24 protein-coding genes are annotated in these 24,422 nt (G+C 61.9%); 10 read left to right on the top strand and 14 right to left on the bottom strand.

Annotation, left to right across the window (positions count from 1 at the left end; genetic code table 11):
* The first annotated feature begins 13 nt into the window (after positions 1 to 13).
* Entirely contained in the window at positions 14 to 670 is a 657-nt protein-coding gene (locus AC3WQS_RS09570) for a thioredoxin-like domain-containing protein (RefSeq protein WP_019748146.1), read from the top strand.
* A gap of 35 nt (positions 671 to 705) precedes the next feature.
* Here the strand turns inward: AC3WQS_RS09570 and AC3WQS_RS09565 are convergent, their stop codons facing one another.
* Positions 706 to 1,170, bottom strand: a complete 465-nt coding sequence (locus tag AC3WQS_RS09565; protein WP_020907483.1) for a hypothetical protein — start codon at positions 1,168 to 1,170, stop codon at positions 706 to 708.
* Positions 1,167 to 1,931, bottom strand: coding sequence for a 4-hydroxy-tetrahydrodipicolinate reductase (dapB, locus tag AC3WQS_RS09560; RefSeq protein WP_019748144.1), 765 nt, complete (start codon positions 1,929 to 1,931; stop codon positions 1,167 to 1,169). The genes AC3WQS_RS09565 and dapB overlap by 4 nt, the downstream gene beginning before the upstream one ends.
* A gap of 102 nt (positions 1,932 to 2,033) precedes the next feature.
* Here dapB and AC3WQS_RS09555 point away from each other — a divergent pair, with 102 nt between their 5' ends.
* Complete coding sequence (locus AC3WQS_RS09555) at positions 2,034 to 4,073, top strand: ATP-binding cassette domain-containing protein (RefSeq protein ID WP_084326598.1); 2,040 nt, start codon at positions 2,034 to 2,036, stop codon at positions 4,071 to 4,073.
* On the top strand, positions 4,070 to 4,804 hold the full coding sequence (locus AC3WQS_RS09550) for an energy-coupling factor transporter transmembrane component T family protein (protein WP_046378447.1): 735 nt from the start codon (positions 4,070 to 4,072) through the stop codon (positions 4,802 to 4,804). Before AC3WQS_RS09555 ends, AC3WQS_RS09550 begins: the two co-directional genes overlap by 4 nt.
* Here AC3WQS_RS09550 and AC3WQS_RS09545 read toward each other — a convergent pair.
* Positions 4,770 to 5,426 (bottom strand): TetR/AcrR family transcriptional regulator, encoded by a 657-nt coding sequence (locus AC3WQS_RS09545; RefSeq protein ID WP_195791204.1) that lies wholly within the window; start codon positions 5,424 to 5,426, stop codon positions 4,770 to 4,772. The genes AC3WQS_RS09550 and AC3WQS_RS09545 overlap by 35 nt on opposite strands.
* Positions 5,427 to 5,652: 226 nt before the next feature.
* Between AC3WQS_RS09545 and AC3WQS_RS09540 the strand changes: the two genes are divergently transcribed.
* Complete coding sequence (locus AC3WQS_RS09540) at positions 5,653 to 6,597, top strand: metal-dependent hydrolase (RefSeq protein ID WP_029255210.1); 945 nt, start codon at positions 5,653 to 5,655, stop codon at positions 6,595 to 6,597.
* On the top strand, positions 6,597 to 7,757 hold the full coding sequence (locus tag AC3WQS_RS09535; RefSeq protein WP_021333568.1) for a DUF7802 domain-containing protein: 1,161 nt from the start codon (positions 6,597 to 6,599) through the stop codon (positions 7,755 to 7,757). The genes AC3WQS_RS09540 and AC3WQS_RS09535 overlap by 1 nt, the downstream gene beginning before the upstream one ends.
* 62 nt (positions 7,758 to 7,819) lie before the next feature.
* Here the strand turns inward: AC3WQS_RS09535 and lplAB are convergent, their stop codons facing one another.
* On the bottom strand, positions 7,820 to 8,869 hold the full coding sequence (gene lplAB, locus AC3WQS_RS09530; RefSeq protein ID WP_019748138.1) for a lipoate-protein ligase LplAB: 1,050 nt from the start codon (positions 8,867 to 8,869) through the stop codon (positions 7,820 to 7,822).
* Positions 8,870 to 9,114: 245 nt separating this feature from the next.
* Here lplAB and AC3WQS_RS09525 point away from each other — a divergent pair, with 245 nt between their 5' ends.
* A complete protein-coding gene (locus AC3WQS_RS09525; RefSeq protein ID WP_155404261.1) occupies positions 9,115 to 9,288 on the top strand; it encodes a hypothetical protein in 174 nt (57 codons plus the stop codon).
* Between the two features lie 19 nt (positions 9,289 to 9,307).
* On the opposite strand, the gene AC3WQS_RS09520 is transcribed toward AC3WQS_RS09525, so the two are convergent.
* Complete coding sequence (locus AC3WQS_RS09520; protein WP_070385307.1) at positions 9,308 to 10,138, bottom strand: MerR family transcriptional regulator; 831 nt, start codon at positions 10,136 to 10,138, stop codon at positions 9,308 to 9,310.
* Positions 10,139 to 10,190: 52 nt separating this feature from the next.
* Positions 10,191 to 10,697: a VOC family protein gene (locus AC3WQS_RS09515; RefSeq protein ID WP_195791202.1), complete on the bottom strand. Its 507-nt coding sequence runs from the start codon at positions 10,695 to 10,697 to the stop codon at positions 10,191 to 10,193.
* 169 nt (positions 10,698 to 10,866) lie between these two features.
* Here AC3WQS_RS09515 and AC3WQS_RS09510 point away from each other — a divergent pair, with 169 nt between their 5' ends.
* Complete coding sequence (locus AC3WQS_RS09510; RefSeq protein WP_492712477.1) at positions 10,867 to 11,355, top strand: nitroreductase family deazaflavin-dependent oxidoreductase; 489 nt, start codon at positions 10,867 to 10,869, stop codon at positions 11,353 to 11,355.
* A gap of 43 nt (positions 11,356 to 11,398) precedes the next feature.
* Here AC3WQS_RS09510 and AC3WQS_RS09505 read toward each other — a convergent pair whose 3' ends face one another.
* Entirely contained in the window at positions 11,399 to 12,580 is a 1,182-nt protein-coding gene (locus AC3WQS_RS09505; RefSeq protein ID WP_492712478.1) for a GDSL-type esterase/lipase family protein, read from the bottom strand.
* A gap of 106 nt (positions 12,581 to 12,686) precedes the next feature.
* Between AC3WQS_RS09505 and AC3WQS_RS09500 the strand changes: the two genes are divergently transcribed.
* Entirely contained in the window at positions 12,687 to 13,262 is a 576-nt protein-coding gene (locus tag AC3WQS_RS09500) for a TetR/AcrR family transcriptional regulator (RefSeq protein ID WP_446695991.1), read from the top strand.
* Positions 13,263 to 13,436: 174 nt separating this feature from the next.
* On the opposite strand, the gene AC3WQS_RS09495 is transcribed toward AC3WQS_RS09500, so the two are convergent.
* The 4 genes from AC3WQS_RS09495 to AC3WQS_RS09480 form a co-directional block, all read right to left on the bottom strand.
* Positions 13,437 to 14,345: a tyrosine-protein phosphatase gene (locus AC3WQS_RS09495; RefSeq protein WP_046378440.1), complete on the bottom strand. Its 909-nt coding sequence runs from the start codon at positions 14,343 to 14,345 to the stop codon at positions 13,437 to 13,439.
* Positions 14,346 to 14,667: 322 nt separating this feature from the next.
* Entirely contained in the window at positions 14,668 to 16,257 is a 1,590-nt protein-coding gene (locus AC3WQS_RS09490) for an amidohydrolase (protein WP_046378439.1), read from the bottom strand.
* The gene (locus AC3WQS_RS09485) at positions 16,257 to 17,750 is read right to left on the bottom strand and encodes a sodium:solute symporter family protein (RefSeq protein ID WP_021333546.1); all 1,494 of its coding nucleotides are present in this window, start codon (positions 17,748 to 17,750) and stop codon (positions 16,257 to 16,259) included. Before AC3WQS_RS09485 ends, AC3WQS_RS09490 begins: the two co-directional genes overlap by 1 nt.
* Positions 17,747 to 18,004, bottom strand: coding sequence for a DUF3311 domain-containing protein (locus AC3WQS_RS09480; RefSeq protein WP_019748101.1), 258 nt, complete (start codon positions 18,002 to 18,004; stop codon positions 17,747 to 17,749). Before AC3WQS_RS09480 ends, AC3WQS_RS09485 begins: the two co-directional genes overlap by 4 nt.
* 196 nt (positions 18,005 to 18,200) lie before the next feature.
* Here AC3WQS_RS09480 and AC3WQS_RS09475 point away from each other — a divergent pair, with 196 nt between their 5' ends.
* Complete coding sequence (locus AC3WQS_RS09475; protein WP_046379890.1) at positions 18,201 to 19,367, top strand: PucR family transcriptional regulator; 1,167 nt, start codon at positions 18,201 to 18,203, stop codon at positions 19,365 to 19,367.
* 51 nt (positions 19,368 to 19,418) lie between these two features.
* Here AC3WQS_RS09475 and AC3WQS_RS09470 read toward each other — a convergent pair whose 3' ends face one another.
* Positions 19,419 to 20,339, bottom strand: a complete 921-nt coding sequence (locus AC3WQS_RS09470; protein WP_046379889.1) for an alpha/beta hydrolase — start codon at positions 20,337 to 20,339, stop codon at positions 19,419 to 19,421.
* Positions 20,340 to 20,513: 174 nt separating this feature from the next.
* On the opposite strand from AC3WQS_RS09470, the gene AC3WQS_RS09465 reads away from it, so the two are divergent.
* A complete protein-coding gene (locus tag AC3WQS_RS09465) occupies positions 20,514 to 21,977 on the top strand; it encodes a glycoside hydrolase family 5 protein (protein WP_416315242.1) in 1,464 nt (487 codons plus the stop codon).
* Between the two features lie 51 nt (positions 21,978 to 22,028).
* Here the strand turns inward: AC3WQS_RS09465 and AC3WQS_RS09460 are convergent, their stop codons facing one another.
* Complete coding sequence (locus AC3WQS_RS09460; protein ID WP_046378437.1) at positions 22,029 to 22,691, bottom strand: GAP family protein; 663 nt, start codon at positions 22,689 to 22,691, stop codon at positions 22,029 to 22,031.
* Between the two features lie 132 nt (positions 22,692 to 22,823).
* Complete coding sequence (locus tag AC3WQS_RS09455) at positions 22,824 to 24,416, bottom strand: D-alanyl-D-alanine carboxypeptidase/D-alanyl-D-alanine-endopeptidase (protein ID WP_492712479.1); 1,593 nt, start codon at positions 24,414 to 24,416, stop codon at positions 22,824 to 22,826.
* Positions 24,417 to 24,422 lie beyond the last annotated feature (6 nt).

Here is a 24,422-nt window from a genome sequence, read left to right as displayed (position 1 = left end):
CTATCATGGCCGAGTGAACAAACAACTTCGAGCAACAGTGGCGATCTCGACAGTTCTCGCGCTGGCTTCGTGCGCGAATTCTCTCGAAGGAACACCTCGACCGGATGCGTTTGTTCCGAGCGTCGACAATCCGGATCCGTCCGAATCCATCGACGGAGTTGTCACGGTCGACTACCCGGCAGCTCAACACGTACGGCCGAACGAACGTGTGGCGTACACACATTCACCGCCCTTCGGTGGTCGCCATGATTCGGTCTGGGCAAACTGCACCGGAGTTGTCTACCCGCAAGCCATTCGAACCGAGAATGCGGTCCATTCCCTCGAGCACGGGGCAGTGTGGATCACGTACAACCCCGACCTGGTCTCGAGTGAGGATCAGGCGCGCTTGGCACAGCGAGTCGAAGGCATGAGCTACACCTTGATGTCGCCGTATCCGACCCTGGATTCGCCGATCTCGCTGCAGTCCTGGGGCCGTCAACTCAAACTCGACAACGCTGAGGACGCTCGCATCGATCAATTCGTCTCGGCGCTACGAGTCAACCCGAACACGTATCCCGAAGTGGGCGCGACGTGTTCGGTGCCGATGACTAGCTTCGACCCGAACAACCCGCCGCCATTCGACCCCACCACTCCGGATCCGTCTTCTCCCGCAACAGTTCCGGAGCGGTAGCATCCCAGCAGACCCCTGTTCACAGCAGGGAGAAACTACTTGCCTCGCGACCGACGTTCCAGTTCCACTGCGCGGCGCATGGTTTCCCGCGCCCGGCTTCGGTCACCGGCATAGTCGTAGGCGCGAGCGAGTCGGAAGTTCTGCTTCCAGTTGTCCGGGTCTGCTTCCCAGTCGACCTTGATCTGAGCGAACAACTCGTCGGCAGCCGCCCGCTCGATCCGGCCCGAAGGCAATTTCGGAAGTGAAGACGCATCGACAGCGAGGCCCTCGTCGTGAATCTGCTGCGCGAGGCGTTGGTGTGTGAAGCCGGCACGAAGGGTGGCGATGACGAGCCACAGCCCCAGGAACGGCAGGATCAGCACGCCGATCCCGAGACCGATCGCGGCGCCGCCTCCGTCTTGGATGAGCTGGATTCCGCGCTGGCCGAGCAATACGAAGTACACCGCGAGCGCGATACAGATCGCAACGATCAGCGCGAGGGTGCGGGTGGTCTTGTTCATAGATCGAGGAAGGAATCGATACCGACCGTCAGGCCCGGACGTGACCCGATCTGGCGGACACCGAGCAGAACGCCCGGCGCGAACGAATTCCGGTCGATCGAGTCGTGGCGAATGGTCAGCGTCTCGCCCTGAGTTCCGAGAATCACTTCCTGATGCGCGACCAGTCCGGCCATCCGCACGGAGTGAACCCGGACTCCGTCGACGTCGGCTCCGCGCGCACCCTCGAGCTCGGTCGTGGTGGCGTCTGGGCTGCGTCCGACGCCTGCTTCCGCGCGAGCCTCGGCGATCATGGCGGCCGTTCGGTACGCGGTGCCCGAGGGAGCATCTGCCTTGTTGGGGTGGTGAAGTTCGATGACCTCGACGGAATCGAAGAAGCGCGCCGCGGCAGCCGAGAAGCGCATCAACAACACAGCACCGATGGCGAAGTTCGGGGCGATCAGAACACCCGTTGCAGGCTGCTCGTCGAGCCAGGACTGCACAGTCGCAAGCCTGGACTCGTCGAAACCGGTGGTGCCGATTACGGCGTGAATTCCGTTGGCCACGAGGAATTCCAGATTTCCCATGACGACGTCGGGGTGCGTGAAATCGACGACTACCTGAGTGCGGGTGTCGACGAACGTCTCGATGCGATCACCGGTATCGACCTGAGCGACAAGTTCCAGATCGGGAGCAGCTTCCACTGCCTCGCAGATCGCTCGACCGACCTTGCCCTTGGCTCCCAGAACCCCGACCCTGATGGGTGCTGCACTCACGTCTTCCACGCTCCGTCCGATGCATTGTTTGAGGTGAAGCCTACGCAATCGTGCCGATGCGCTCACCATCAGTCGGGCAGGAGTTATGTCACCACTGGCACACTGGACGTAGTGAGCAACCGTCCGCAAGTCCGCGAAACCGGCAACCTTCGACCACTCGAGTTGGCAACGGGTGCCGTCATGGCCGGATTCACGGTCGCGTTGTCCGTCATTGCCACGGTCATCCCCATGGCCAGCGCCCTCAACCTCGTGGCCGCCGTTCCGATGGGAATTGTTGCCCAGCGCTTTCGAGTCCGCGCCGTGATGACGGCCGGCGTCTCGGCTACTGCGGTCGCTTTCGTCGCAGCGGGTTCGGGATCTGCGGCGGCGGTCGCGCTGAGCGCTCTCCTCGGCGGAATCATCGGTACGGTCAAGCGGCGCGGTCTCGGCTTCGTCTCCGCGTTGCTGTCGTCCCTTGTCATCGGACCCGCGCTGGCGTTGTTCTCCATAGTCCTGTTGCTTGTTCTCGCGCCCCTGCGCACCTTGTTGTTGACCTCGCTGGAGAACACCGCGCTTGGCGTGGCCGCAATCTTGAAGCGTGCCCCGACGCTGGTCGGCGCAGCCGAATGGATCGAGAACAGCATCGGCTCGATCATCGACTACTGGTGGTTGTGGATCGGCGTGTCGATCATCTCCGGAATCGTCCTCAGCACCGTCGTCTCCTATTTTGTCCTCGGTGCCGTCCTCGATCGATTGGCTGCACTCCCCTCGGCCGACCCGCTCCAGACAGCACCCGACGACCGTCCGATCGATCCGCTACCGGTCACTTTCGATCACGTGGGCTTCACCTATCCGGGCGCATCGACGCCGGCGCTCGTCGACGTCAACTTCACGGTTCGACGAGGAGAGTTCGTCACCGTCGTCGGCCACAACGGCTCGGGCAAGTCCACACTCACCCGGTTGCTCGCCGGTCGCGCACCGACCGTTGGGACCCTGACGAGGCCCGGGTCCGCCGGTCTCGGTCGACACGGCGGAACCGCCGTCGTCCTCCAACGTCCCGAGAGCCAGATCCTCGGAACCCGCGTCGCCGATGACGTCGTCTGGGGGCTTCCGCCCGAGTCGCATCCCGACGTCGATGCACTGCTGGCCGAGGTGGGACTCGCGGGCATGGGCATGCGCGAGACCTCAGGGCTGTCCGGCGGCGAGATGCAACGTCTGGCGGTTGCTGCCGCGCTGGCGCGGCGCCCCGCTCTGCTGATCGCGGACGAAGCCACCGCGATGGTCGATCAGGCCGGCCGGGAGGAATTGGTCTCGCTCCTCGCCGAACTGCCCCGGCGCCATCCGATGGCCGTGGTTCTGGTCACCCATCACCACGCCGACACCCGCAACGCAGATCGGGTGATTCAACTACAACGCGGACGGCAAATCGATCACCAACCCGGTTGGATGACGTCGACGTTCGCGGGTCCGCCGTCTGCGCCGTGGCCGGCCGGCACTCGAACTGTCCTCCAACTCACCGATGTCACCCACACCTACAACGACCGGACTCCGTGGTCGCGGCGCGCACTCTCGGACGTGAATCTGACCATCGGCGACGGGGACGGGCTACTGGTCCTGGGCGGCAACGGTTCCGGTAAATCGACCCTGGCCTGGATCATGGCGGGCTTGATCGCACCGAGCCGGGGAACCGCGGTCTTCGACGGCAAACCCGTCTCGCGTCAGCTCGGCACTGTCGGTCTGACGTTCCAACACTCGAGGCTGCAGCTGCAACGCCGAACCGTCGCCGAAGACATCGAGGCCGCCGGTGGTCCGGAGATCGGATCGGTGCAAGTCTCCTGGGCGCTCGACGCCGTCGGACTCGACCGTCACATCGCCGGCCGCAGTATCGACGAGTTGAGCGGCGGACAGATGCGACGCGTCGTACTGGCCGGTCTCCTCGTCCGCCAACCCCGCGTACTCATCCTCGACGAACCATTGGCCGGTCTCGATCCACCCGGCCGACACGAAATCCTGAACGTACTCAGGTGGATTCGTCGGAACGGAACCGCAGTAGTAGTCATCTCCCACGATGTCGACGGCATGGACGCCGTCTGCAGCAGAACAATTCGACTGTCGCAGGGTCGCATCCTCGACCCTGCCGCCAGCAGCGCCTTGGAAGGATCGACGACGTGACAACACTTCTGCGCGAAGTCCCAACTTCATCGCCGATCCACCGATTGTGGGCCGGAACGAAGATCGTTGCCGTCGTTCTCGTCAGCATCGTGGTCGTGGCCGCGCCGTCCTGGCCGGCGATCGGCGTCGTACTCGGATTGTTGTTGCTGACCGCGGTGATCGGACGTATCCCCCCGACTGCAGTTCCCCGACCTCCGTGGTGGTTGTGGGCGCTGATCCTGCTCGGCGCGTTGATCAACCTTCCGATCGGCCTCGACGCGGTGTTCATCTACCTGCAAGCTGTGACGTTCGGTCTTGTATTACTCTGCGTCTCACTGATGTTGGCGTGGACCACGTCGATGAGCGACGTGGCGCCGGCACTGGCAACGCTCGGTAGACCGCTGCGAATATTCAAGATCCCGGTCGACGAGTGGGCCATCGCGACCGCCCTCTGCATTCGTTCACTTCCGCTGTTGATCGACGAGATGCTCACCCTGGTAGCGGCGCGACGACTGCGCCCGAAAGCTGTGGTGAACAGCGCGGCCGACAATTCGATAGTCGACCTGATCACCACCACCATGTCCGTGGCAATTCGGCGGTCTGCCGAAATGGGCGAAGCAATCTCCGCTCGCGGGGGCACTGGACTGATTGCGGCGTACCCCAAGCGCCCTCAGCTCGCCGACCTGTTCGCACTGACCGTCGTCATCGCCGCGTGCGTCAGTGCCGTTGCTTTGACGATAGTTCTGCGCTGATCGAGTCATCGCTGACAGAATTTGCCTGGGCGATGATCGCAGAACCCATCCAGCGCCGTAGGTATCGCCGCAGTTCCTCATCGCTCCGCGGTGGGTCGCCAGGCGCGAGGAAAAACGACTGCATCGTCCGCAGGACGTATTCGACCAGTTCCTGAAGTGACGCGTCGTCGTAGCCGTAATGCACCCAGTCCACGTCGAAGCGGTTGATCATCGCCATTCCGAAGGCTTGCGCCTCCTGAGAGGTCAGACCCTCCGGGTGCAGACTCGTATTCGTGCTTGTGAGAAGGATGCCGAGATGCGGTGTTCGGTGGACCTGAGTCAGTGTGTAGAGAACACCCTCGGTCATCGCCTCGACGGGATCTTCGATGCCGCTCACGTGTGTGGTGAGTCGATCGAGGTAACCGTCCACCGACGCGATCGCCGCTGCCCGCATCAGAGCGTCGGCGCTGGGGAAGTATCGATACACGGTCTGCCGGATCACGCCCAGTGACTCCGCGACGTCGCCGATGCTGATTTCCGAACTCGTCCGTCCGATCAGCTCGACCGCGGCCTCGACAATTCGACGAGACGCATCTTCGTCGTTGTCCGGTGGATTGCCGCCCCACCCACGCCTTCGTGCCACTGCCCACTTCCTCGCTCGAACGAGGCTCGAACCATGTCTTTGCGCTCGAAGTCCAAGAGCCACAGGCTAACACAGGCAGGTTTTACATCTGCGTCCCTCGAATTCACGTTCGTCATCGAAAAGTGAACATACAACTGCACACCAATATGTATGATTACTGCCACACGTGGCTTCGAGTGCCAGAGCGGCCACCTGACCAGCCCCTCCGAAAGACGAGGTTCGACAAGTGACCAACCTTCAGCCCCGAAAGATGGATTTCGGATTCGAGGATCATGACGTTCCCTTCCTGTGGAACCCGGAGAATCCGGCCTGGTCGAGCATGTCCAACGCGGTCTCGTTCCTGGCCATCGGTTTCGAAAAGATGATCGTGAAGATGATCATGCAAACCAAGTCGCGGATCAGCGATCCGGAGGTCGCCGAGGAAGCCGTGGCATTCATGCGTCAAGAAGGCCACCACTCGACCGCCCACCGCCAACATGTGAAAGCTCTGATCAGGCGATACCCCGGACTGCAGAACACACTCGACGCCGTGATCGGTGAATTCGATCTACTCACCGAGGCGACCTCGTTGAACTACCGGCTCGCGTACACCGCAGATCTGGAGGCGACCTTCACACCGGTGTTCAAACTGATGCTCGACAACGAGGCGACCTTGTTCCGTCCGGGAGACGACCGCGTCGCGTCGCTGTTCATCTGGCACTTCGTCGAGGAGGTCGAGCATCGCAGCTCGGCACTGATCATCTTCAATTCCGTTGTCGGAAGCGAGCTTTACCGGATGCGAATGGCGCCGTCGATCTTCGCGCACGTCATGAAGGTGATTCGCATCGCCTGTGCAGGGTTCAACCAGCACGTTCCACTCTCCGAACGGCAAGTCGACTCACTGTCGATGTTCGCCATGCACCGCACCAAGCAGAAGATTCTGACGTCGTTTGCGCCCTACCTGACCAAGGGCACCATGCCCCGCGCCTTCGATCACCTACAACTCGGCGAACAACTCGTCGCGCTCGGCGGTGTCTTCCGCAGCCAGATGCCCAATCACAACCCGGACCACGAGAAGCTCCCCGCACTGGCCGACCAGTGGTTCAAGCGTTACGACGACGGCTACGACTGCACACGCTGGTACACCGCCGAATCTCAGGCACAAGAGTCAATCACGTCAGGGGCCAACTGATGGCAGAGCACTGCTCCCCCACGTTTGCCCAACTGGCAACAGAACTCGGTTTCTCCTGTCAGGAAGCAGGTGGACTCGTCGAGTTCCGTAACCCGGCGGCCCTCGAGAACTGGACCCTGCCCGTACTCGAATGGACGATCATCGTCGGCTCGGTACTCGCACTGGTCTTGGCGATCGTGCGACTGCGCCGCAACGGCGACCCCACCAACCTGGTCCTTTGGTTCGGCGCCACCGCCTACCTGTTCATCATCGAGCCTCCGCTGTACTTCCCGGCAGCGTTCGGCATCGAAGAACAAGTGGACACGATGTTCGCGCACAACGTGTTCACCGTCGACTTCATGTGGGGTCGACTGCCGCTGTACATCATTGCCATCTACCCGCTCATGGCGACGTTGGCCTTCGAAATAGTCAGAATGCTCGGCGTTTTCCGCAAATACGGTCCCCTGCTGGGTGCAGTCTGCGTCGGCTTCGTCCACCATGCGTTCTACGAAATCTTCGATCACCTCGGACCCCAGTTGCGGTGGTGGGAGTGGTCGACGTCGAACCCGATCAACCAACCCATGTTCGACGCGGTTCCACTCCCCAGCGTGGTCGTCTTCGCCGCTCTGTGGCCGATGTCGTTGGCATTCTGCGTCCAGTACTTCGTCGGACGGCACGTCGATGCCGGCAAGCACTTCTCCGGGCTTCAGTTGGTTTGGCGCACCATCGTGATCGGCCTGCTGGCCTCGCTGGGTACGTTCATTCTCCCGCTCCCGGCGACGGTCTTCGGGATGGGCAGTGACACCGTTCGTGGGTTCCTCTATGCGGCGGAACTCGCCGTCCTCACAGTGGTCGCGATCGTGGTTCTCGTCCGCCAGTGGAGAAACCTGCGCACGGCAGAATCGAACGCTCCTGCACACACCAACAGGTTCGTCCAGATTTACAGCGTGGTGTACCTGGTTGTCATGGCCGTACTGTGGGCGAGTGCGCTTCCGGACTTCTTCGACGCAGTCGACGGTTCCACCAGCGCTGGAGATCCCATCGGGAACCTGTGGTACACACTGGCGTGCTTCGTCATCGCAATCCTGTGTGTGAGCGCAACTTTCACCATTCCGAAGAGGAACTCCGTCGTCGACGACGCTGAACTTCTCGGGGCAAACTCAACGACTCCGGCCAGCTAGGTCGACCGGGACGAGACCTCTCGGGTCTCGTCCCGGTTTGTCGGTGTCTCGAGACAACGGCGTCACGGGACGCGGTGAGTCCACGCTTCGGTGCTGAACTTCGTGTCCACCAGCTTGCGCGCCTGCTCCAACTCCGAGTCCGTGTAGTCGCTGTCACGGGTGTCGTACTGGCCGCGGAAGTGCTGCGCAAACGACTCCAGGATCGCTGCACGCGTCATTCCGGTTTGAGAACGCAGCGGATCGACCCGCTTGGCTGCGCTCTTGGTTCCCTTGTCCGACATCTTCTCTCGCCCGATTCGCAGCACCTGCGTCATCTTCTCCGCATCGATGTCGTAGGCCATGGTCACGTGATGGAGCACGGTGCCGGACGCGAATCGCTTCTGAGCGGCGCCGGCTATCTTGCCCTTGTCCGAGGCGATGTCGTTGAGCGGCACGTACCGAGCGTTGATACCCACCTCGGCCAGCGCTCCCATCACCCACTGATCGAGAAACGCGTAGGACTGCTCGAAACTCAAACCTTCGACCAACGACGCCGGTACTGCCAACGAGTACGTGATGCAGTTGCCAGGTTCCATGAACATCGCGCCGCCACCGGAGATTCGGCGCACCACGCCGATGCCGTGCCGCGCAGCAGCCTCGGAGTCGACCTCGTTACGCACGGATTGGAACGATCCGATCACCACCAAGGGCGAGTCCCAGTCCCAGAATCGCAGTGTCGGCGGACGCTCACCCGATGCCACCTCACGCGCGATGACCTCGTCCAGCGCGACGTGCATCGCTGGGTCCAGAACCACCGGTGGGATGAGGTCGAACGTGTGATCCGCCCAACTCGTGGCGTGACCGAGTGCGCGCCGGATCGCAATACCGACCGACTGCGGCGTGAAGCCGATCATCGAGACGGACTCGTCGAGCGCACTGGAGATAGCTTGTGCCAACTGTTCTGCATCCGAGTCGGCGGGCATTCCGCGCAACGCCGCGTTGATGTCGTCGAGCGCACTGTCGGGCTCGAGGAAGAAGTCCCCCGAGACTGCGACTTCGGCCAGCCGACCGTCCGCCACCTCGACGTCGACCGCGACCAGTTTTCCACCAGGAACCTTGTACTCTCCACGCATTCGTCCAGCCTATCCCTGTGCGATTCTCTGCGGTGAGCGCCGTCGAAGATCACACCGCGCGCGCAGTGCGCATCGGTTCGGCCGGAAGGGTGATCAGGCTCTCACACCTGTAAACCGCTGTGCGGCTCCATGATCGCGCGGCGAGGACAGCCCGTGTCGGCCCCTGCCTGGACTCCTAATTCTTCCGACAGGCGAGATGATCGCTGGGGTGGGAGGATTACCGCAACGAGCCAACTCTCTGGCGAGTGACAACGGAGGTAGACATGAAGGTCCCGGCGTTCCACTCGACGGAACCTTCGGACCTCGACGTCTATCACGACAACGAAAGCTGCATCTTGGCCGCGCGCATCGCAGTACCCCATCGTGCCCCCGGGGTCGACGGCCGACCGTGGTGCACTGCCTGCGCGTCTTTGGACTGACGAGCGACCACCAGCTCACTCACACCCATGTCGCCGATTCGGGGACAACTCCATGGGCCAGAGCGTTCGCATCGATGACAGCGCGGAGCCACGCGGTCAGACCGGCCTCGACCGTCTCGTAGAACAGCGCATCGTAGAACTCGGAGAATCCCGGATCGGCCACGTACATCCGTCCCAGACACACCTGCATCGAATGTGTGCAGTCGAAATAGACCCCGATCGACGCTCGGTGGCGTTCTGCCAGCGAATTCGCCTCGGCGCTTCCCGGTTCGACACCCGCGCGGCACGCCAGCGCCAGATGTTCGTTGAGCGTCTCGACGCAGTCGGCGATCTTCTGCCAATCCTCAGCGGTCCTACCTGCCGACCGTTCCGCGTGCTGCGCCCACTGCGCACTGTCACCCCAACGCTCGTGCGCCTCCGGTCCCCATGACGGCTGCCAGTGACGGCCGAAGATCGACACCTGCTCGTCTGCCGGCAACAGCACACCGAACTTCCTGGCATCGATGATGCGATCCAAGGACTCGCCCCGTTGCTCCAAGTCGGCAATCCGTTGTCGCAACTCGGCGCGCTGCCCGCGCAGTGTTTCGTCCACGTGGGCTGCCGGCGATTCGAGCAGTATCCCGATCTCGTCGAGCGACAAGCCCACGTCGCGGTAGACAAGTACGCGACCAATTCGGCCGAGGTCGGCGTCGGTGTACAGCCGGTAGCCACCGTCACTGCGCCCGGACGGGCACACCAAACCGATTGCGTCCCAATGATGAAGGGTACGTACAGTTATGCCCAGCCGAGATGCGGCAGCACCGACGGTAAGAGCACTGTCTGCCTCGCCTCCGAAGAGTTGGTCCGTCACGGCATCCAGTTTGACAGACGCGGCGCGCGAGACCACCGCGTCAGACTTCTGTTCAGTCGTCGGGTCCGTCAATTCCCATACCTCGCAGATGCTCGGCCTCGGCACTGTTCGGGTCGTACGGACGAGCGGCCGTCATGATCACACGCGCGTTCTCCGGTGTCACGATCTCCAACTCCAGTGAATTCCACGGCTTCAGGTCTGGACCGCTGGTGCATCCGGGCCGCAATTCCTCACACGCCTTTGCTATCTGGTCGATCTGACTCAGCACACACGCAAAGCTCACGCTGATGGACGGTGGTGAATCTGCTCGCTCGCCGGGCACGAGCAGAACGTCTTGAAATGCCCAGCGCCGCAGATGCGTCAGTCGATCAGGCACCGAAAAGAAGTCGAAGAAACCGAGCCCGCGGATCCAGAAGTCTGCCGATTCGGCCAGATCCGAAGTCGGAACAGACACGAACATCGGCATACCGTAGAGACCTCGGAACTGTTCCGGAGGCACGGCATCGGTCGCAGGGACAGGGACTGGGCTGATGTCGAATGCAGGGTAGGTGTCGGTCATGAAGTCATCGTGAGCCCTCACGCTACGTCAGGGTCAAATCGTGTGAACTCCGATCAGAAAACACAGTGACCGGAAAACACAGTGATCAGAAATCGAGAAGCACCGAGCCCGGAAGCCTCATAGGTTTGTCGAAACGACGCTCACGCCGACAAACTGGAGGTAGCCGACCATGGCACAGACGGATCCAACACCGAGAGATCCCACCGGGAATCACTGCGAACCGAAGTCCGGCGGTCCCGGCGCACTGTCACGGTGGATGCAGCGGAACGCGAACGCCCGCACGAATCGCAAGATTCGGCGCGGGAAAGGCACATTCATGGGAATGGACGTCCTCATCTTGCACACGGTAGGCCGACGCAGCGGGCAACCCCGAGAGACTCCGCTGATGCACCTGTCCGACGGCAGGGGCGGTCTGTTGATCGTGGCTTCGGGCGGCGGCGGTCGAAACCCGGACTGGCACTCGAATGTGGTGGCGCATCCCGATCGAGTGTCTATCGAGATGCCCGGCCGAAATGCCGTACCAGTCACAGCTCACGAACTCGAAGGCGACGATCGCGAGCAAGCGTGGCACCAAGTGGCCACCGCCCAGCCCCGAATCGCCAAGTACCAGAGTAAGTCCGATCGCAAGTACCCGCTGAATCGGCTCACCGTGATGTGAGTGGTGGTGTGAGTGGTGGTGTGAGCCGAATCAGATTGCGCGATTACACCTCGCCGGCGAATACACCGCCGTCTGCGAATACACGTTGGGCAAAGCGTTCGCCGATGAGACGATGCGTTGCAGCGTCCGGATGGAGCTGATCGGGAAGCGGCAACTCTTCGTTCTCCGCGGCACCGTAGAGATCACACCCGTCGACGTAATGCAGATTGGGATCATCGACTGACCGCTGGGTTACGATGCGCGCCAACTCTTCCCGAATCGAGCGCAGCGTCAGCTTCCCGGATGCCCGCTCGGCGGGATCTCCGGTGGCAACGAATCGCATTTCGCCTCTGGCAAGAGCGTCGAAGTCGAAGGCACCAGGCCCCGGTGTGTCCTCGTGGATCGGGCAATAGACGGGCGAAACGACCAACAGCGGAGCCACTGGATGCCCGTCGCGAACCGTGTCGAGGAAGCCGTGCATTGCAGATGTGAAGGCCCGTAGGCGCATCACGTCGGAGTTGACCAGATTGATGCCCATCTTGATGCTGATCAGGTCAGCAGAAGTGTCGCGCATCGCGCGGGCGGTGTACTGGTCCAGCAGAGCACTGCCACTGAACCCGAGGTTGATCAGATCCACGCCGCCGACGGAGGCTGCAAGAGCAGGCCAAGTGCCGGAGGGACTTTCAGCGCCGGATCCTTGACTGATCGAGCTTCCGTGATGGAGCCACACGCGGCGCTTCGTATCAACCGCGAGTTCGAGTGGCGCGTCGGTTCGCAATGCGACAAGTTCGGTGGTCTCGTTGTGTGGCAACCAGATCTCGACGGTCTTGGATCGCGCGGGCAGCTCCGCGAAACGGATGATACTGACAGGTCCGGACTGCCTCTGAGCGGTACCGGTAGCCATGTCGATCGTCACCGTATTGCCGCCCGTAGCGCTTGCTTGCCCGGCCAGTTCGCCGTCGACGAGCAGGTCGTACACCCCTTGCGGCCTCGGCGGCGCGCCGGTGTAGATCATTTTCGTGGGCAGAGTATCGAGTTCGATGCTCGTGGCGCTGGTTCGGAATACTAGCCGCACTCCGGACGGTTGTGATTGCGCCATTGCCATCTGCCCGTCAGCGCATTGCGTGCGAGCCTTGGCAGGTAGGCGGTGCGTCAGCACACCGCGTTTGGTCCGTTCGATTTCGAGGGCTCCGCGCACGATGTCGTCGGAAATTTCGGTAGTAATCCAGCTGCTCTGGCTGTGCATTTCATTCACCTGAAAATCGTTTACGGAAGTTTGCTACTGCTGATAGTAATTTGCCTATACTCTTTAGGCAAGTGGTTTACCCTCCCAACGAACAGGACCGATTGACATGCCTCGCGCAGGACTCACAGCCGACCGCCTCGCGATGGCGGGCGCGGAATTGGCCGACGAGGTCGGCTTCGAGCAGGTGACCGTATCGGCAGTCGCCAGACAGTTCGACGTCAAGGTCGCAAGCCTGTACTCCCACGTGAAAAGTTCGAACGACCTCAAAACCAGAATCGCGTTGCTCGCTTTGGAAGAGATGGCCGGCCAGGCTGCCGACGCCGTGGCCGGTCGGTCCGGCCGCGACGCTTTGACCGCCTTCGCGAACGTCTATCGCGACTACGCGAAGGCACACCCCGGCCGGTACGCCGCGTCACAGATGCGCCTCACCCCGGAGGACGCAGCAGCGAGCGCGGGCTTCAGACACTCGCAGATGATGCGATCGATTCTGCGCGGGTACAACCTCACCGATCTCGATCAGACCCACGCAGTTCGGTTGCTCGGCAGCGTTTTTCATGGGTACGCCAGCCTCGAGCTGGGTGGATCGTTCAGCCACAGTGCACCGGACAGCGCCGAAAGCTGGGCAAGAATCCTCGAGGCTCTCGATTCGATGCTGACCAATTGGCCAGCGTCGAGTCCATGACCAGGCGTGATTCTTGCGAGCCAAGTTCTTGCGCCACTTGGTGATCGCACACGGCCAAGAAACCTCGGGCCCACCCCAGGAGCGGCGCCACACAATCGCGCGCTCCCGCAACCACAGGTCGCACTGGGACAGAAGAGGGTCCGAGTAGGCAAGAAGCCGGGCGTGGAGCTCCGCTTAGAGGAGAAGCTTGGCGCGCAGAGAGTCGACAGTGCCCTGGTCGACGCCGAGGCCCTCCCGTACGTAAGTATCCATACCGCCGTAGAGCCGGTCCACCTGTGCATACGCCGCATCGAGCCACGACAGGTCCACCGCGTCGTCCCGGCCCAGGTACGTGTTCGACGCCATGAAGTCGGCACTGATGACCTCACGCGGGACACCGAGGATGGTCAGCAGGATCGCGGTACCCCAACCGGTGCGGTCCTTCCCGGCGCTGCAGTGGTAGACGGTTGCGCCGTCGGAGTTGTTCGCGATCGCCGTCAGCAGATCATGGAAGGCGACATCGGAGCCACGGTAGTTGACCATGAACGGGTAGCCGATGCTCTGGCCGATGTTCGAGGTTCCGTTGACCGCGCCGTCGATCAACGCGCGACCGAGGGTCAGGGGAACGAACTCGTGGAACGCGATGCCATGGTCGATGCTGACGACGTCGGCGACCTGGTAGGTGACCCCGGCGGGGATCCGATCGGGATCCTCCGTGCGTTCGGAGGTGTTACGCAGATCGACGTCGAGGGTCAGGTTCGCGGCGGTGAGTTTGGCCAGATCAGTCTCATTGAGCGAGCTGAGCTTGTTGGAACGGAACACCAGGCCTGTCCGGACGGTCCTGCCGTCGGTAGTCCGATAGCCGCCGATGTCGCGGAAGTTCCGCGCCTCGTCGAGCCTGATCTCGGCCGCGGACGGCGGTGGGATCTCCGGCAGCGGCGGTTGCTCCCCGGACGATCCGAACTGGCTCGAACCCGATTGCGGGTCGCCGCTCGAGGCGGAGGCGAGTGCGGGACCGGTCAAGGCCGCCACCACGGTAAACAGCGCAGTGAGGGCGATTCCGAAAGAATGCGCCCCTCGGCGGCGCGTGTAAGCAGTCGTCATCGTCGTCCTCTTCACTCGCTGTGCTGGACGACCCCGCGCCCCCGCAAACTCACGTGCGAGATTACAAGGGTGGCGCGCTCCTCGTCCCGACTTTGCCTCAGAAACCGGACATTTGTTCAGGTGCCCGAATTGCCGCCGTCATGCGGGAAGAAACTCTTGCCCGTCACTCCAGTGCCATCGACCACGCCGGACCCGATCGAACGACAGACCGCGGCCGCGGCGCCACCCGCAACTGCCCATCACTGAACCACTTCACTGTCGAGCAACTGCACAAATCTCGACATCGAGCTGGTATCCGTTGGGACGAAATCAATCTCACGAGCTACCGGCCGTCGATCATGACCAGTGCAGGCTGGGGTATTTCGGACGAAGCATCTGCGAGAGCAGCAAGAGTGCCATCGAGCGCGACAAGGTCCGCACGACGACCCGGCGCCAATATCCCCACCCGCCCTTCGTCATGGACTAAGTACGCACTGTCCACAGTCATGGCCTGCACTGCACGCTGCACTCCGATCCGTTGGTGGGAGCCAAGCACGGCACCGCCCATGGTCAGCCGATTCACAGCAGTCCGAATCGTCTGGAGGGGATCCATCGGCGTTATCGGGCAATCCGAGTGCAGCCCGAACTTCAATCCGATGTCATCGGCGCACGCCAGCGGGTCCAGGTTGCCGGCTCTCTCAGGACCGAGGAAACGGTCACGGTGACGATCGCCCCAATGAAAGACATGGTTGACGAAAAAGCTCACCCCGATCTCCGCATCACGTATCGCCTCGAGATCCGCAGGCCCACTCACCTGGCAATGCTCGATACGGTGCCGCGCTCGACGTCCGTCACTGCGATGCGCCTTGCGCAGCGCCGCGATGGCGGCGGCTACGGCCGCGTCGCCGTTGGCGTGCACCGCGACCTGACCTCCCTCGCGGTGCACCTGGAGAACCATGTCGTCGAGTTGCTCCTGCGGATAGAGCAAATCACCGTGATGGTTCGGGCTGCAGGTATACGGGGTCCGCAAGGCTGCTGACAACCCTTGAATGGACCCATCCGCCCAGAATTTGGCGCCGGCCAAGCGGAAGCGTGACCCTGGGGCCGGTACAGCCGTGAAAGCAATGTTCCCTTCCTCCAGTTCTGCGATCGCGAGATCACCCCGAAGGAAGCCAACCGTGTGCACAGGTATCTCGCCCGTAATATCCAGGGCACGATAGGCGGCCAGCTCCTGCATACCCGCCGACAGGCCGACCCCTAGATCGTGCACAGTCGTGATTCCTCGCGAACGCGCCAGTGTCAAGCTACGCAGCAACGCGGTCTGCACCTCTACCTGTGTCAGGTCGGGTATCGCGGCGCTCAACCGCGCTACGGCATCGATTTCCCAGGCCATCCCTGTGAGCCTCCCGTCCGCCCCGCGCGGAAACTGCGAGTCCCCGGGATCCACCGTCGATTCGTCGATGCCTGCAGTTGCAAGCGCAGCAGTGTTTGCCACCGCAAAGTGCCCCGAGATGTGCAGAACGATGATCGGGCGGTCAGTACAGACTGCGTCGAGGTCATCGCGTGTGAGATGGCGACCTTCTCGAATTTGTGTGTCGTCATACCCCCATCCGCGTATCCAGCCGTGAGTGGGAGTGGAGTTCCGCAGAGCCCCTTGGATATCCGTGATCGAGGCGCACGGTGGCGTCCGGCAATCAGCCCATCCGTCAGTCAAGCCGGCGTAGGTCGGGTGAATGTGCGACTCGATCAGCCCCGGGATCACAGTTGCGCCAGCCAGATCGAGCCGACGAGTTTCCGGTCCGGCGTGCTCCACCATGTCCTTTCGACTTCCGGTGGCGACAACCAGGCCTCCGTCAAGGACGAGCGCCTCTACCTGGGGTGACGCCATGTCTTGGGTGAGGATTGCATCTGCGGTGAGTAGTGTCCGGGTCATCAGATATCCGCCTTCGCGGTCGGGGCTGCGGGGTAAGGCACTGGTGCCGATCGATTTTCTGCACGGAGGCCCGAAACCGCTTCGACAGGAGGCCACATCACCCGTGTAGCGGACACGAACACCACGTTCAGAACGAGGGCTGCGGCACCGATGTTTATGCCTTGATCCGCCAACCACATCGATACCGTGCCGTGTGTGTCGAGGTAAAGCCAGAGCACCACCACGTCGCCGAGCACCACGCCCATCGCGAGCGCTGCCGGTCGCAGCTTCCATCCGAAGATCATCGTCGCGAATACCACCACGGCCTGGGTCACCCCGTAATACGCGGTATTCACCAGCGTCAGCAGCAATTGGGGTGCGGCGAGGGTGAGGATCAGCGAGAGGCCGAGGTAGGCGACGATGACCCCGCGCACCCACACTCTCTGACGTGATTCGGGTATTCCCGGAACGATGTTTCGCGAGACGATCGAGCCGATTCCCAGCGCCGAACCACACAGAACAACGATCGCGCACAGTGCCGCACCACCCGCCACCACTCCGGTCAGCCAGTCCGGGAGCACGAGACGGGACAGTTGCAGGAGCACCTCATTGGACTCTGCGCCCTCGAGTTTGTTGGGCAGCAATGAAATTGCGCCGAAGGCAGCAGCGACGAGGAAGGGATACATGAGCATGTACAGCGGGTTGAATCGGGCGACTCGCTTGAGGGTTGCCTCGGACTTCGCCGATAGCACCGCTTGCACGATGAAGGGGAAAACGAAAAAACCGAGTGACTGGAACACAATTGTGGTGAGAACGAAGGTCAGCGACGAACCGGTGACGGTGGATTGCGAGGCCTGCCCGGCCCCATGGGATGCCGCATCGGCAAAGAGCTTCGTGATACCGCCCGATTTGGCCGTGGCGGCCAGTCCGATCAGGATCGCTCCCAACAGCAGAGCTGCGTCCTTGACGTAAGACACGAACGCCGGTGCACGCACACCCGAAAGCAGGAGGAAGAGCAGAGCAAGCGCAGCGCCGACAAAAACCGCCACCGTCGGGTTGATGGTGATGCCAAGTCCGCTCAGTGCGACCTGGAGGCCGGCAAGCTGCAACTGCCCCCAGGGAATGAGGAAGACTACCGAGGCAATCGCGATTGTCAGTTCCAACCCGCGCGACCGAAAGTGCCGCCCTGCCACATCGGGCAGAGTCATCGCGTTATACCGCTTGCCTGCCCGCCAGAGATAGGGCGCAAAGAAGTATCCGATCGGGTAGGCAAGCAAGATGTATCCGATGAACCAGACGCCGTAGCTTGCCCCGTGGGCGTACACACCCCCGGGAAATCCGATGAGCGTGCCGATGCTGTAGGCCTCACCTGCTCCCAGGATGAAAACCAGCACGGGACCGAAAGATCGCCCGCCCACCAGGTAGTCGGAGATCTCTTTTTTGCTTCCACGGCGTGAAAGCACTCCGGCGCCGAGCGCGAGGAGTAGCACGAGCGTAAATGTTGCAGCGATCATGTCGGATCCCCGATCTCGGTCTTGGCCTGAGCCAGTTCGTTTCGTTCCGCTTCCTCGAAGTCCTTGCGGTCAAAGAACTTCCATGCCAAGTGGAGACACAACGAGGTCAGCGGCATCCACAGGAAAAGCCACGCGAACAAAATGGGAAATCCGAGAACAGTCAGTTCGGATCCGGAGAGCGCAACTATCCCGCCCAGCACCCCGACGAACGGAACTCCGATTGCGAGCAAGGCACTCTTCGCCTCGTTGGACATGATTGTGGCTCCTTAGCCGTTGATCGATCCGGAGCAGATGAGGCGAGGGGCGTTTTGCCGTCGAATCGTCGTCCGGTCTAGCGTTGAGTGTGCCTCCCGTCACTATGGCGGGACCATGGGTGAACCCCGGAATCCACGACGCTCGTTCGTGAAATTCACGGGACGCAAGACCAAGCACGCACAAAGGAGTAACCCCGTGGACGTAATCGACGTCGAAGAAGAAGACACGATCCGACGGTTGTGTCGCGAGGTTTCCGACGAACTCGAAGCGCTCACCGAGCGCGCGGTACAACAGATTCGCAGCGAACTCCCGGCCTACTCCGCGGTACCAGTGGCCGAGCAAGGCAACTACATCCGCAAACAGTTGTCCGCAATGCTGTGTGCCGTCGCCGAGAACGAAACGATCACCACAGAAGACACCGACCGAAACCGCGAACTCGGGCGCCGTCGCGCGATGCAAGGGCTCCCCCTCTCCGATGTCATCGAGACCTATCACATTGCATCTCGTGAGCTCTGGGACACGATGGTCCAGCGGTCCACGAAACCAACACACGAGCTGCTGCAAGCAGGCGGCAAACTCTGGGACCTCGTTCACGCCGCGACGAGCGCAGTCGCAGTCGGACACTCCGAGGCAACGCGCAGCGAGCAGGCCATCCGCGCCGGCGTTCGATACCGATTCTTCGAAACACTGCACAGTGCAACGGATATGGAACTGAGCAACGCCCGAGAGCTGGCACAAACCCTCGGATTCGATACACAGAAATCGTTCCAAGCACTGTCGGCCGTCGAGGACGAATGGTCAGAAGCACAAGTCGAACACCTGCAACGAACCCTGGATTCCGTGCATGTTGTCGCGCATTGCAGTCGACATGGCTCCCGAGTAATCGTGATGTGTCAGGGCGAACCAACCGAAGTCATCCACGCAATCATGCGAGATCATCCACGAACGTCACTAGGTATCGGGATGCCCCGGGGCGGGCTCGTCGGCGCAGCTCAAAGCATCACCGACGCCGAGCGCACATTGCAGTTGGCGACAGCGCCGGGCACGACGGTCAGTTTTGCCGACGAATGGCTCATCGCCACTCTTGCCACCCACCAGGACGAGCTGCTGCCGCTTCTACAGGCCGGGGCATCTGTGGCCGAAGAGCACTCACATCTGATGGACGCCGTCCGCGCCTTCGCGCGAAGCGGGTTCTCTGTCAGCGCCGCCGCCCGTGACATCCACCTACATGCGAACTCTGTCACCTATCGACTCGACCGCTGGCAGCATCTGACTGGATGGGATGCGCGAACCCTCGACGGCCTGATGAAATCCATGGTGAGCCTCGAATTGTTTCATCGTAAAACGCTCGCCAAGATCTGACACCGAACACAGTCCGCTTTTCCTCGGCACACTGAACCGCGCCCGTGCTTGTCACGCGGGGTTGGAGTCGAGTCGATTCCGAAGCCAAGCACCCATATCGAGCGCAGCGCGCCGGGCAACAGGCGTTGGATGGTTTGTAAATCCATGCGGGACAACAGGATAGAGACGCAAGTCGACGTCGTTACCGGCCGCCGACAGCCGCGCCACCATGGAGAGGTTCTCAGCCAGAACCACGTCTTCTGACCCGACCACCACGAGGGTAGGCGGCAGGCCGCTGAGGTCGCCGAATGTCGGAGAAATATCCGGGAGAGTGCGATCATCGACATGCCCGACATAGGCTTCGATGAAGTATTCGTCGCTGATGGTGCGGCCCGCGGGAGTCTGAGCACTGACGTCGTACGTGCCCGCTTCCAACACGGCACCGGAAAACGAGTGGGCCAGACCTCGATCACGAAGGCGCAGCAATGTCGTCGTCACCAAGGTTGCTCCCGCCGACATGCCACCGATGGCGAGCCTGGTTGTCCCGAACCGTTCGGCAGCGACATCAAGTAGCCACAAAGCGACTGCCTCGCAATCGTCCGGCGCTGCCGGCCAAGGGAATTCCGGTGCAAGCCGGTAATCGACGGTAACCACTACCACCCCGACCGCGTCGGCAAGTCTCGTACTTCGGGCGTCAGCGCTGGCCGCTGAACTCATGTAGAAACCACCACCCGGAAGATACAGATAGACCCCGTTGACAACGCCGTCTTTCGGCGTGACTACGCGCACTGAAACGGATCGACCCTCGATGTCGAGTGTGTGTTCAACAGCCCGGGTCGCCGTGGGCTCAACCACCCTGGATGCTCGCGCCACAAGCAGTTCCTGCAGCGAACTCGGACCGACACCGGCAAGCCGCGACGCATAGAACGCTCGCGTGATCGTCACATCGTCGCCGGGTAGTTGTTCGACCAGATCAGTCAGTGCAAGCTTCACAAATGCTCCCTCGGGTCGCGACTTGTCGACAATTCTCGCACCCCGTACAGCAGCCTCGAGCCGGGGCATTCCAGGCAGTGAAGACGTGACGGGTATGTGCGAATCGCGCCGCAATAAGGCGTTCTCACGCTACCCTCATCTCCGAATTGGACGTTTGTCTAGAAAGGTCGACGGATGCGTGCGCTGTTGCTTGCCACCCTTGCAATCCTGGCTATCCAGATTGCAGCCCCGGCGGCAAACGCTTCACCTCCGGATCCGGGCTGGACTCTCCCCCAACTGACCGTCGCAGATCGAACGATCAAGGACGTCGACGGACGAACGGTGTTGCTCCGCGGCGTGAACGCCAACGGTCTCAATGACTACGCAACCAACGGCACCGGTCTACCCACCGTTACGCCGCTGGGAAGAACGGACTTCGCACAGATGGCCGCGCTGGGCTTCAACGTTGTCCGACTCAACGTCGCGTGGTCCCTCCTCGAACCGACCCGCGGTGCATTCGACACTGCGTATGTCGACCGGATTCGAGGCGCAGTCCAGAACGCGAAAGACCACGGCATCTACACCGTTCTCGACATGCATCAGGACGCATGGGGCCCGTACGTCGGCACCCCGAGTGACCAGTCGTGCCCGTCTTTCATGGAGCCGGGAGTCGGCTGGGACGGCGCACCGGAGTGGGCAACCCTGACCGGCGGATGGACGACCTGCAACATCGGTGGACTCCGGGAAGCCGCACCGGCGATCGCCCATGCCTTCCAGGCGTTTTACGACGACGAGCAAGGAATCCAGAGTCGCCTCGTGGCTACGTGGGCGCGGTTGGCCGCCGAGTTCAAAGACGAACCAGCGGTGGCAGGATACGACCTTTTGAACGAACCGAATCCCGGCCTGCGCGATCCATTCACCGCCGCTGATCAGATCGGGCAGTTCTACAAGCGGGCCACCGACGCCATCAGACAGGCCGAATCAGGCGGATTTCCGCACCTCGTGTTCTTCGAGCCCAGCGCGATCTGGTCGGCATTCGGCTTCGACGCGCTGCCCCCACGCCAGTACCTGACCGATCCTCTGGTGGTCTTCTCGCCGCATCTCTACAGCGAATCGATAACAGTCAGTAGCGAATTCCCCGGAATCGAAGACGGGTTCAAGATCGCCGACCGCGCTGCCGCCTGGTACGACGCCCCGTTGTGGACGGGTGAATGGGGTTGGTTCGGGGATGCCGGCGAGCAGGGAGCAGACGTCGACCGCTTCGTCGACGCCACCGACAACTACCGGATAGGCGGCGCGTGGTGGTCGTGGACACAAGCGTGCGGTGACCCCCACCCGGTTCGGGACGGCAACACCCACCAGCCGCAAGGAAATTTGAATCGCATCGACTGCCCTTCCGGCGAATCACTCGGGCTCGTAGAGGGATTTGCCGGGCCTCTCTCGCGTGCTTATCCCCGAGCCGCGCCCGGCACACTGACGGAGTTGTCGCGCAACGGGTTTACCGGGACCGGTACCGGACAGGTCGAAGCCTGGTACCCCGGCACCGACCGGCCACAGCTCGAGATTGCGAATCTCGCTGACGTCCGACTGTCCCCGATAGAAGGCGGCTGGCAACTGATCGGCCACGCCGATGGCGACTACGCGGTGAACTTGGCCTGATAGGACACCCACCTCGGCGGTCCGCGTTCACACCACCTGAAAGAGGGTTTATCAGAAGATTCCGCCGATTCCTTTGCCGATCAGAACAACTCCGACGACCAAGATCAACACGCTCATCACCGTGGTGTTGTTGTCTTGGAGCCAGACCTTGAGCTTGGCCAACGGCTCGCGCAGACGATCGGCAGCCACCAGGTATCCGATGACCGGGATCGCGACCGTTGAACTGGCGATGATCGTGAAGACAAGGACAGAGGCGATCACTCCACTGGTCGCCAGCGACGCCGAGCCGATCGACACTCCCGCCGCAATGCACATCAGCAGATTCTTCGGGTTGATCGCGGCGAGCGCGAATCCTAGGCCCAGCCCCTTGACCGCGGTCATCTCGTCGACGGCTTGCATCCACTTCGGTGTTTCGTGTTCGCCGCTGCGCCCCCGCCACTGCTTGACCCCGAAGGCCAACAGGAGGACACCGAGAGCGAGTTTGATCCACGATACCGTGGCGGACGGTCCATTGTCCGAGGTGCTGAGGGCACTGGACAGGGTGACGAAAAGAACTGTGGCAATGAAGATTCCGAGCAGCCAACCCAACGCGAACCCGATGCTGGTGCTACCCGCGCGCTTGGAGAGCAACATCAAGATCGTGGCGATGACGGCTACCGGAGACACGGCGACACCGACAGCTATGGGGAGGAGATCTCCGATAACGGAACCCATGTCAAAACTCGTTTCTCATCGGGACGCAGTCGATACCGCTGCGCGCCAATGCTGACACTCTGTGCGCCTACATCGTTCGTGCCTCATTCGAAAGGGATGAGCGCCCGAACGCCGGACCTCCGTCTCGCCCCGTCAATTCGTCTGTGCTTGTTGGAATGCAGCGGCAACACCACCGACGTCTCCCCCGACTTGGAACACGCCCCTAGGCAGGTCGGGAAACACTGCATCGCTGACGGCGACGACAAACAGAAGTCGGCGATCGTCGGGGGTGATCATGTAACCCGACAACGCTTGAAGAGTGACTATCAACCTGCCGGTGTCAGATTCGACGTCGGCGGATGTTCCCGTCTTACCGATGACCTTCCCCTTTGCCGGACTGTCGGTTCCCACGCCCGACAACGAGCCTCGCTCACCGAGTACGGGTTGACCTGCCCAGAACGTATCGGCCCATGGCTGCTGGTCCACCCAGTCGAGCCACTGGAGGACGGCTGCGGGCGTCGATTGTGACGGGTCTCCGCCCTGACCGTCCATGACCACCAGGTCGGATGCTGCAATACCTGCCTTCTCGGCGAGTGCCCGCACGCTGGGCAGACCGTCGCTGCACGACGACGATCCTGTCGCTACTGCCAACAGACACAAGAAAGTGTTCGCGCCCGTGTTGTAGCTTGTCGCGAGAATCATCCCTCCCGACTCCGAAATTGGTGCCGATTGCAGGCTCGCAACTTGTCGACTTCCTGAATATGTCCGATCGACAGGCAGGGCAGCCGTGCTGTTCGTACGAGATACCGATGCAACCTCGATGCCATTGCGTCGCAGCGCTTCTACGAACAGCTGACGCGCCCACGTCGGCGCGTCGGTAATGCGATAGACAGTCAGTGATGTCTTTCCAGCCGGTACCGACCCGGTTACGTTGATCTGGGTGGGATCGGACGGATCGGCCGCAACCTTCAGAGTCGAGTCGCTACCTTCCTCACCCGTGGTGACCTGAGCATCGACGCGGAACAGGCCGTTACCGGGAAGCATGTCGATGGCGGCGGGCTCACCTACCGCACCCGGACTCGCCTGGATATCGACGAGGTTGTCGTTGACGAAAATCGACGGGACCAGGCCTTCGACTGTCGAGTATGTGTCCCACAGACGAGGGTCCACCAGAACGTCGCCGTTTACCCGAGTGATGCCGGCGTCGGCTACTTGTCGTGCGAGATCGTTCAGGCCTGCCAGCGGATCACCGGGCGCGAGAACGGCTCCTGGCAGGGCATCGGCGTAGACGTGGTCGATGCCGTCGGTGGCGAAATCGAATCGGCCTTGTGCGGCGTTGCGCCCACCGAGCGCGAGGTCACCGGAGCCGACCAGCACCAGATCACCGGTAAGGGTGCCCTCGACAGGGAGAGAAGTGGCATAAACGGGGGTGGTGACAGTGTGGTCTACACCAAGGGTGTCGTAGGCGGTGCCGACGGTGAAATGTTTGGTCTGGGAAGCCAAAAACATAGAGCTATCAGCATTGTTGCTGTAAATCACCTCGTCGGTGGCGGGGTCGACCAAGAGATAGGACCACCGAGCCATGGCGTACGGATAGGTGGCCATGATGCGGGCTGCCTCCTCGGGAACCTGTTGCGCCGGAGCCGATGCGGAATCGGAATTCGACGGCTTCGCCGAACATGCGGTGAGGACTACTCCGACGCTGATCAACGCAGCGACGGCGCGAACTGATGTGGTGTGCGGCATGGACGC

The organism is Rhodococcus sp. FW305-130 (assembly GCF_058788335.1).
The sequence above is the reverse complement of the archived record's forward strand: the minus strand, read 5'-3'. Positions and strand labels throughout refer to the sequence as shown.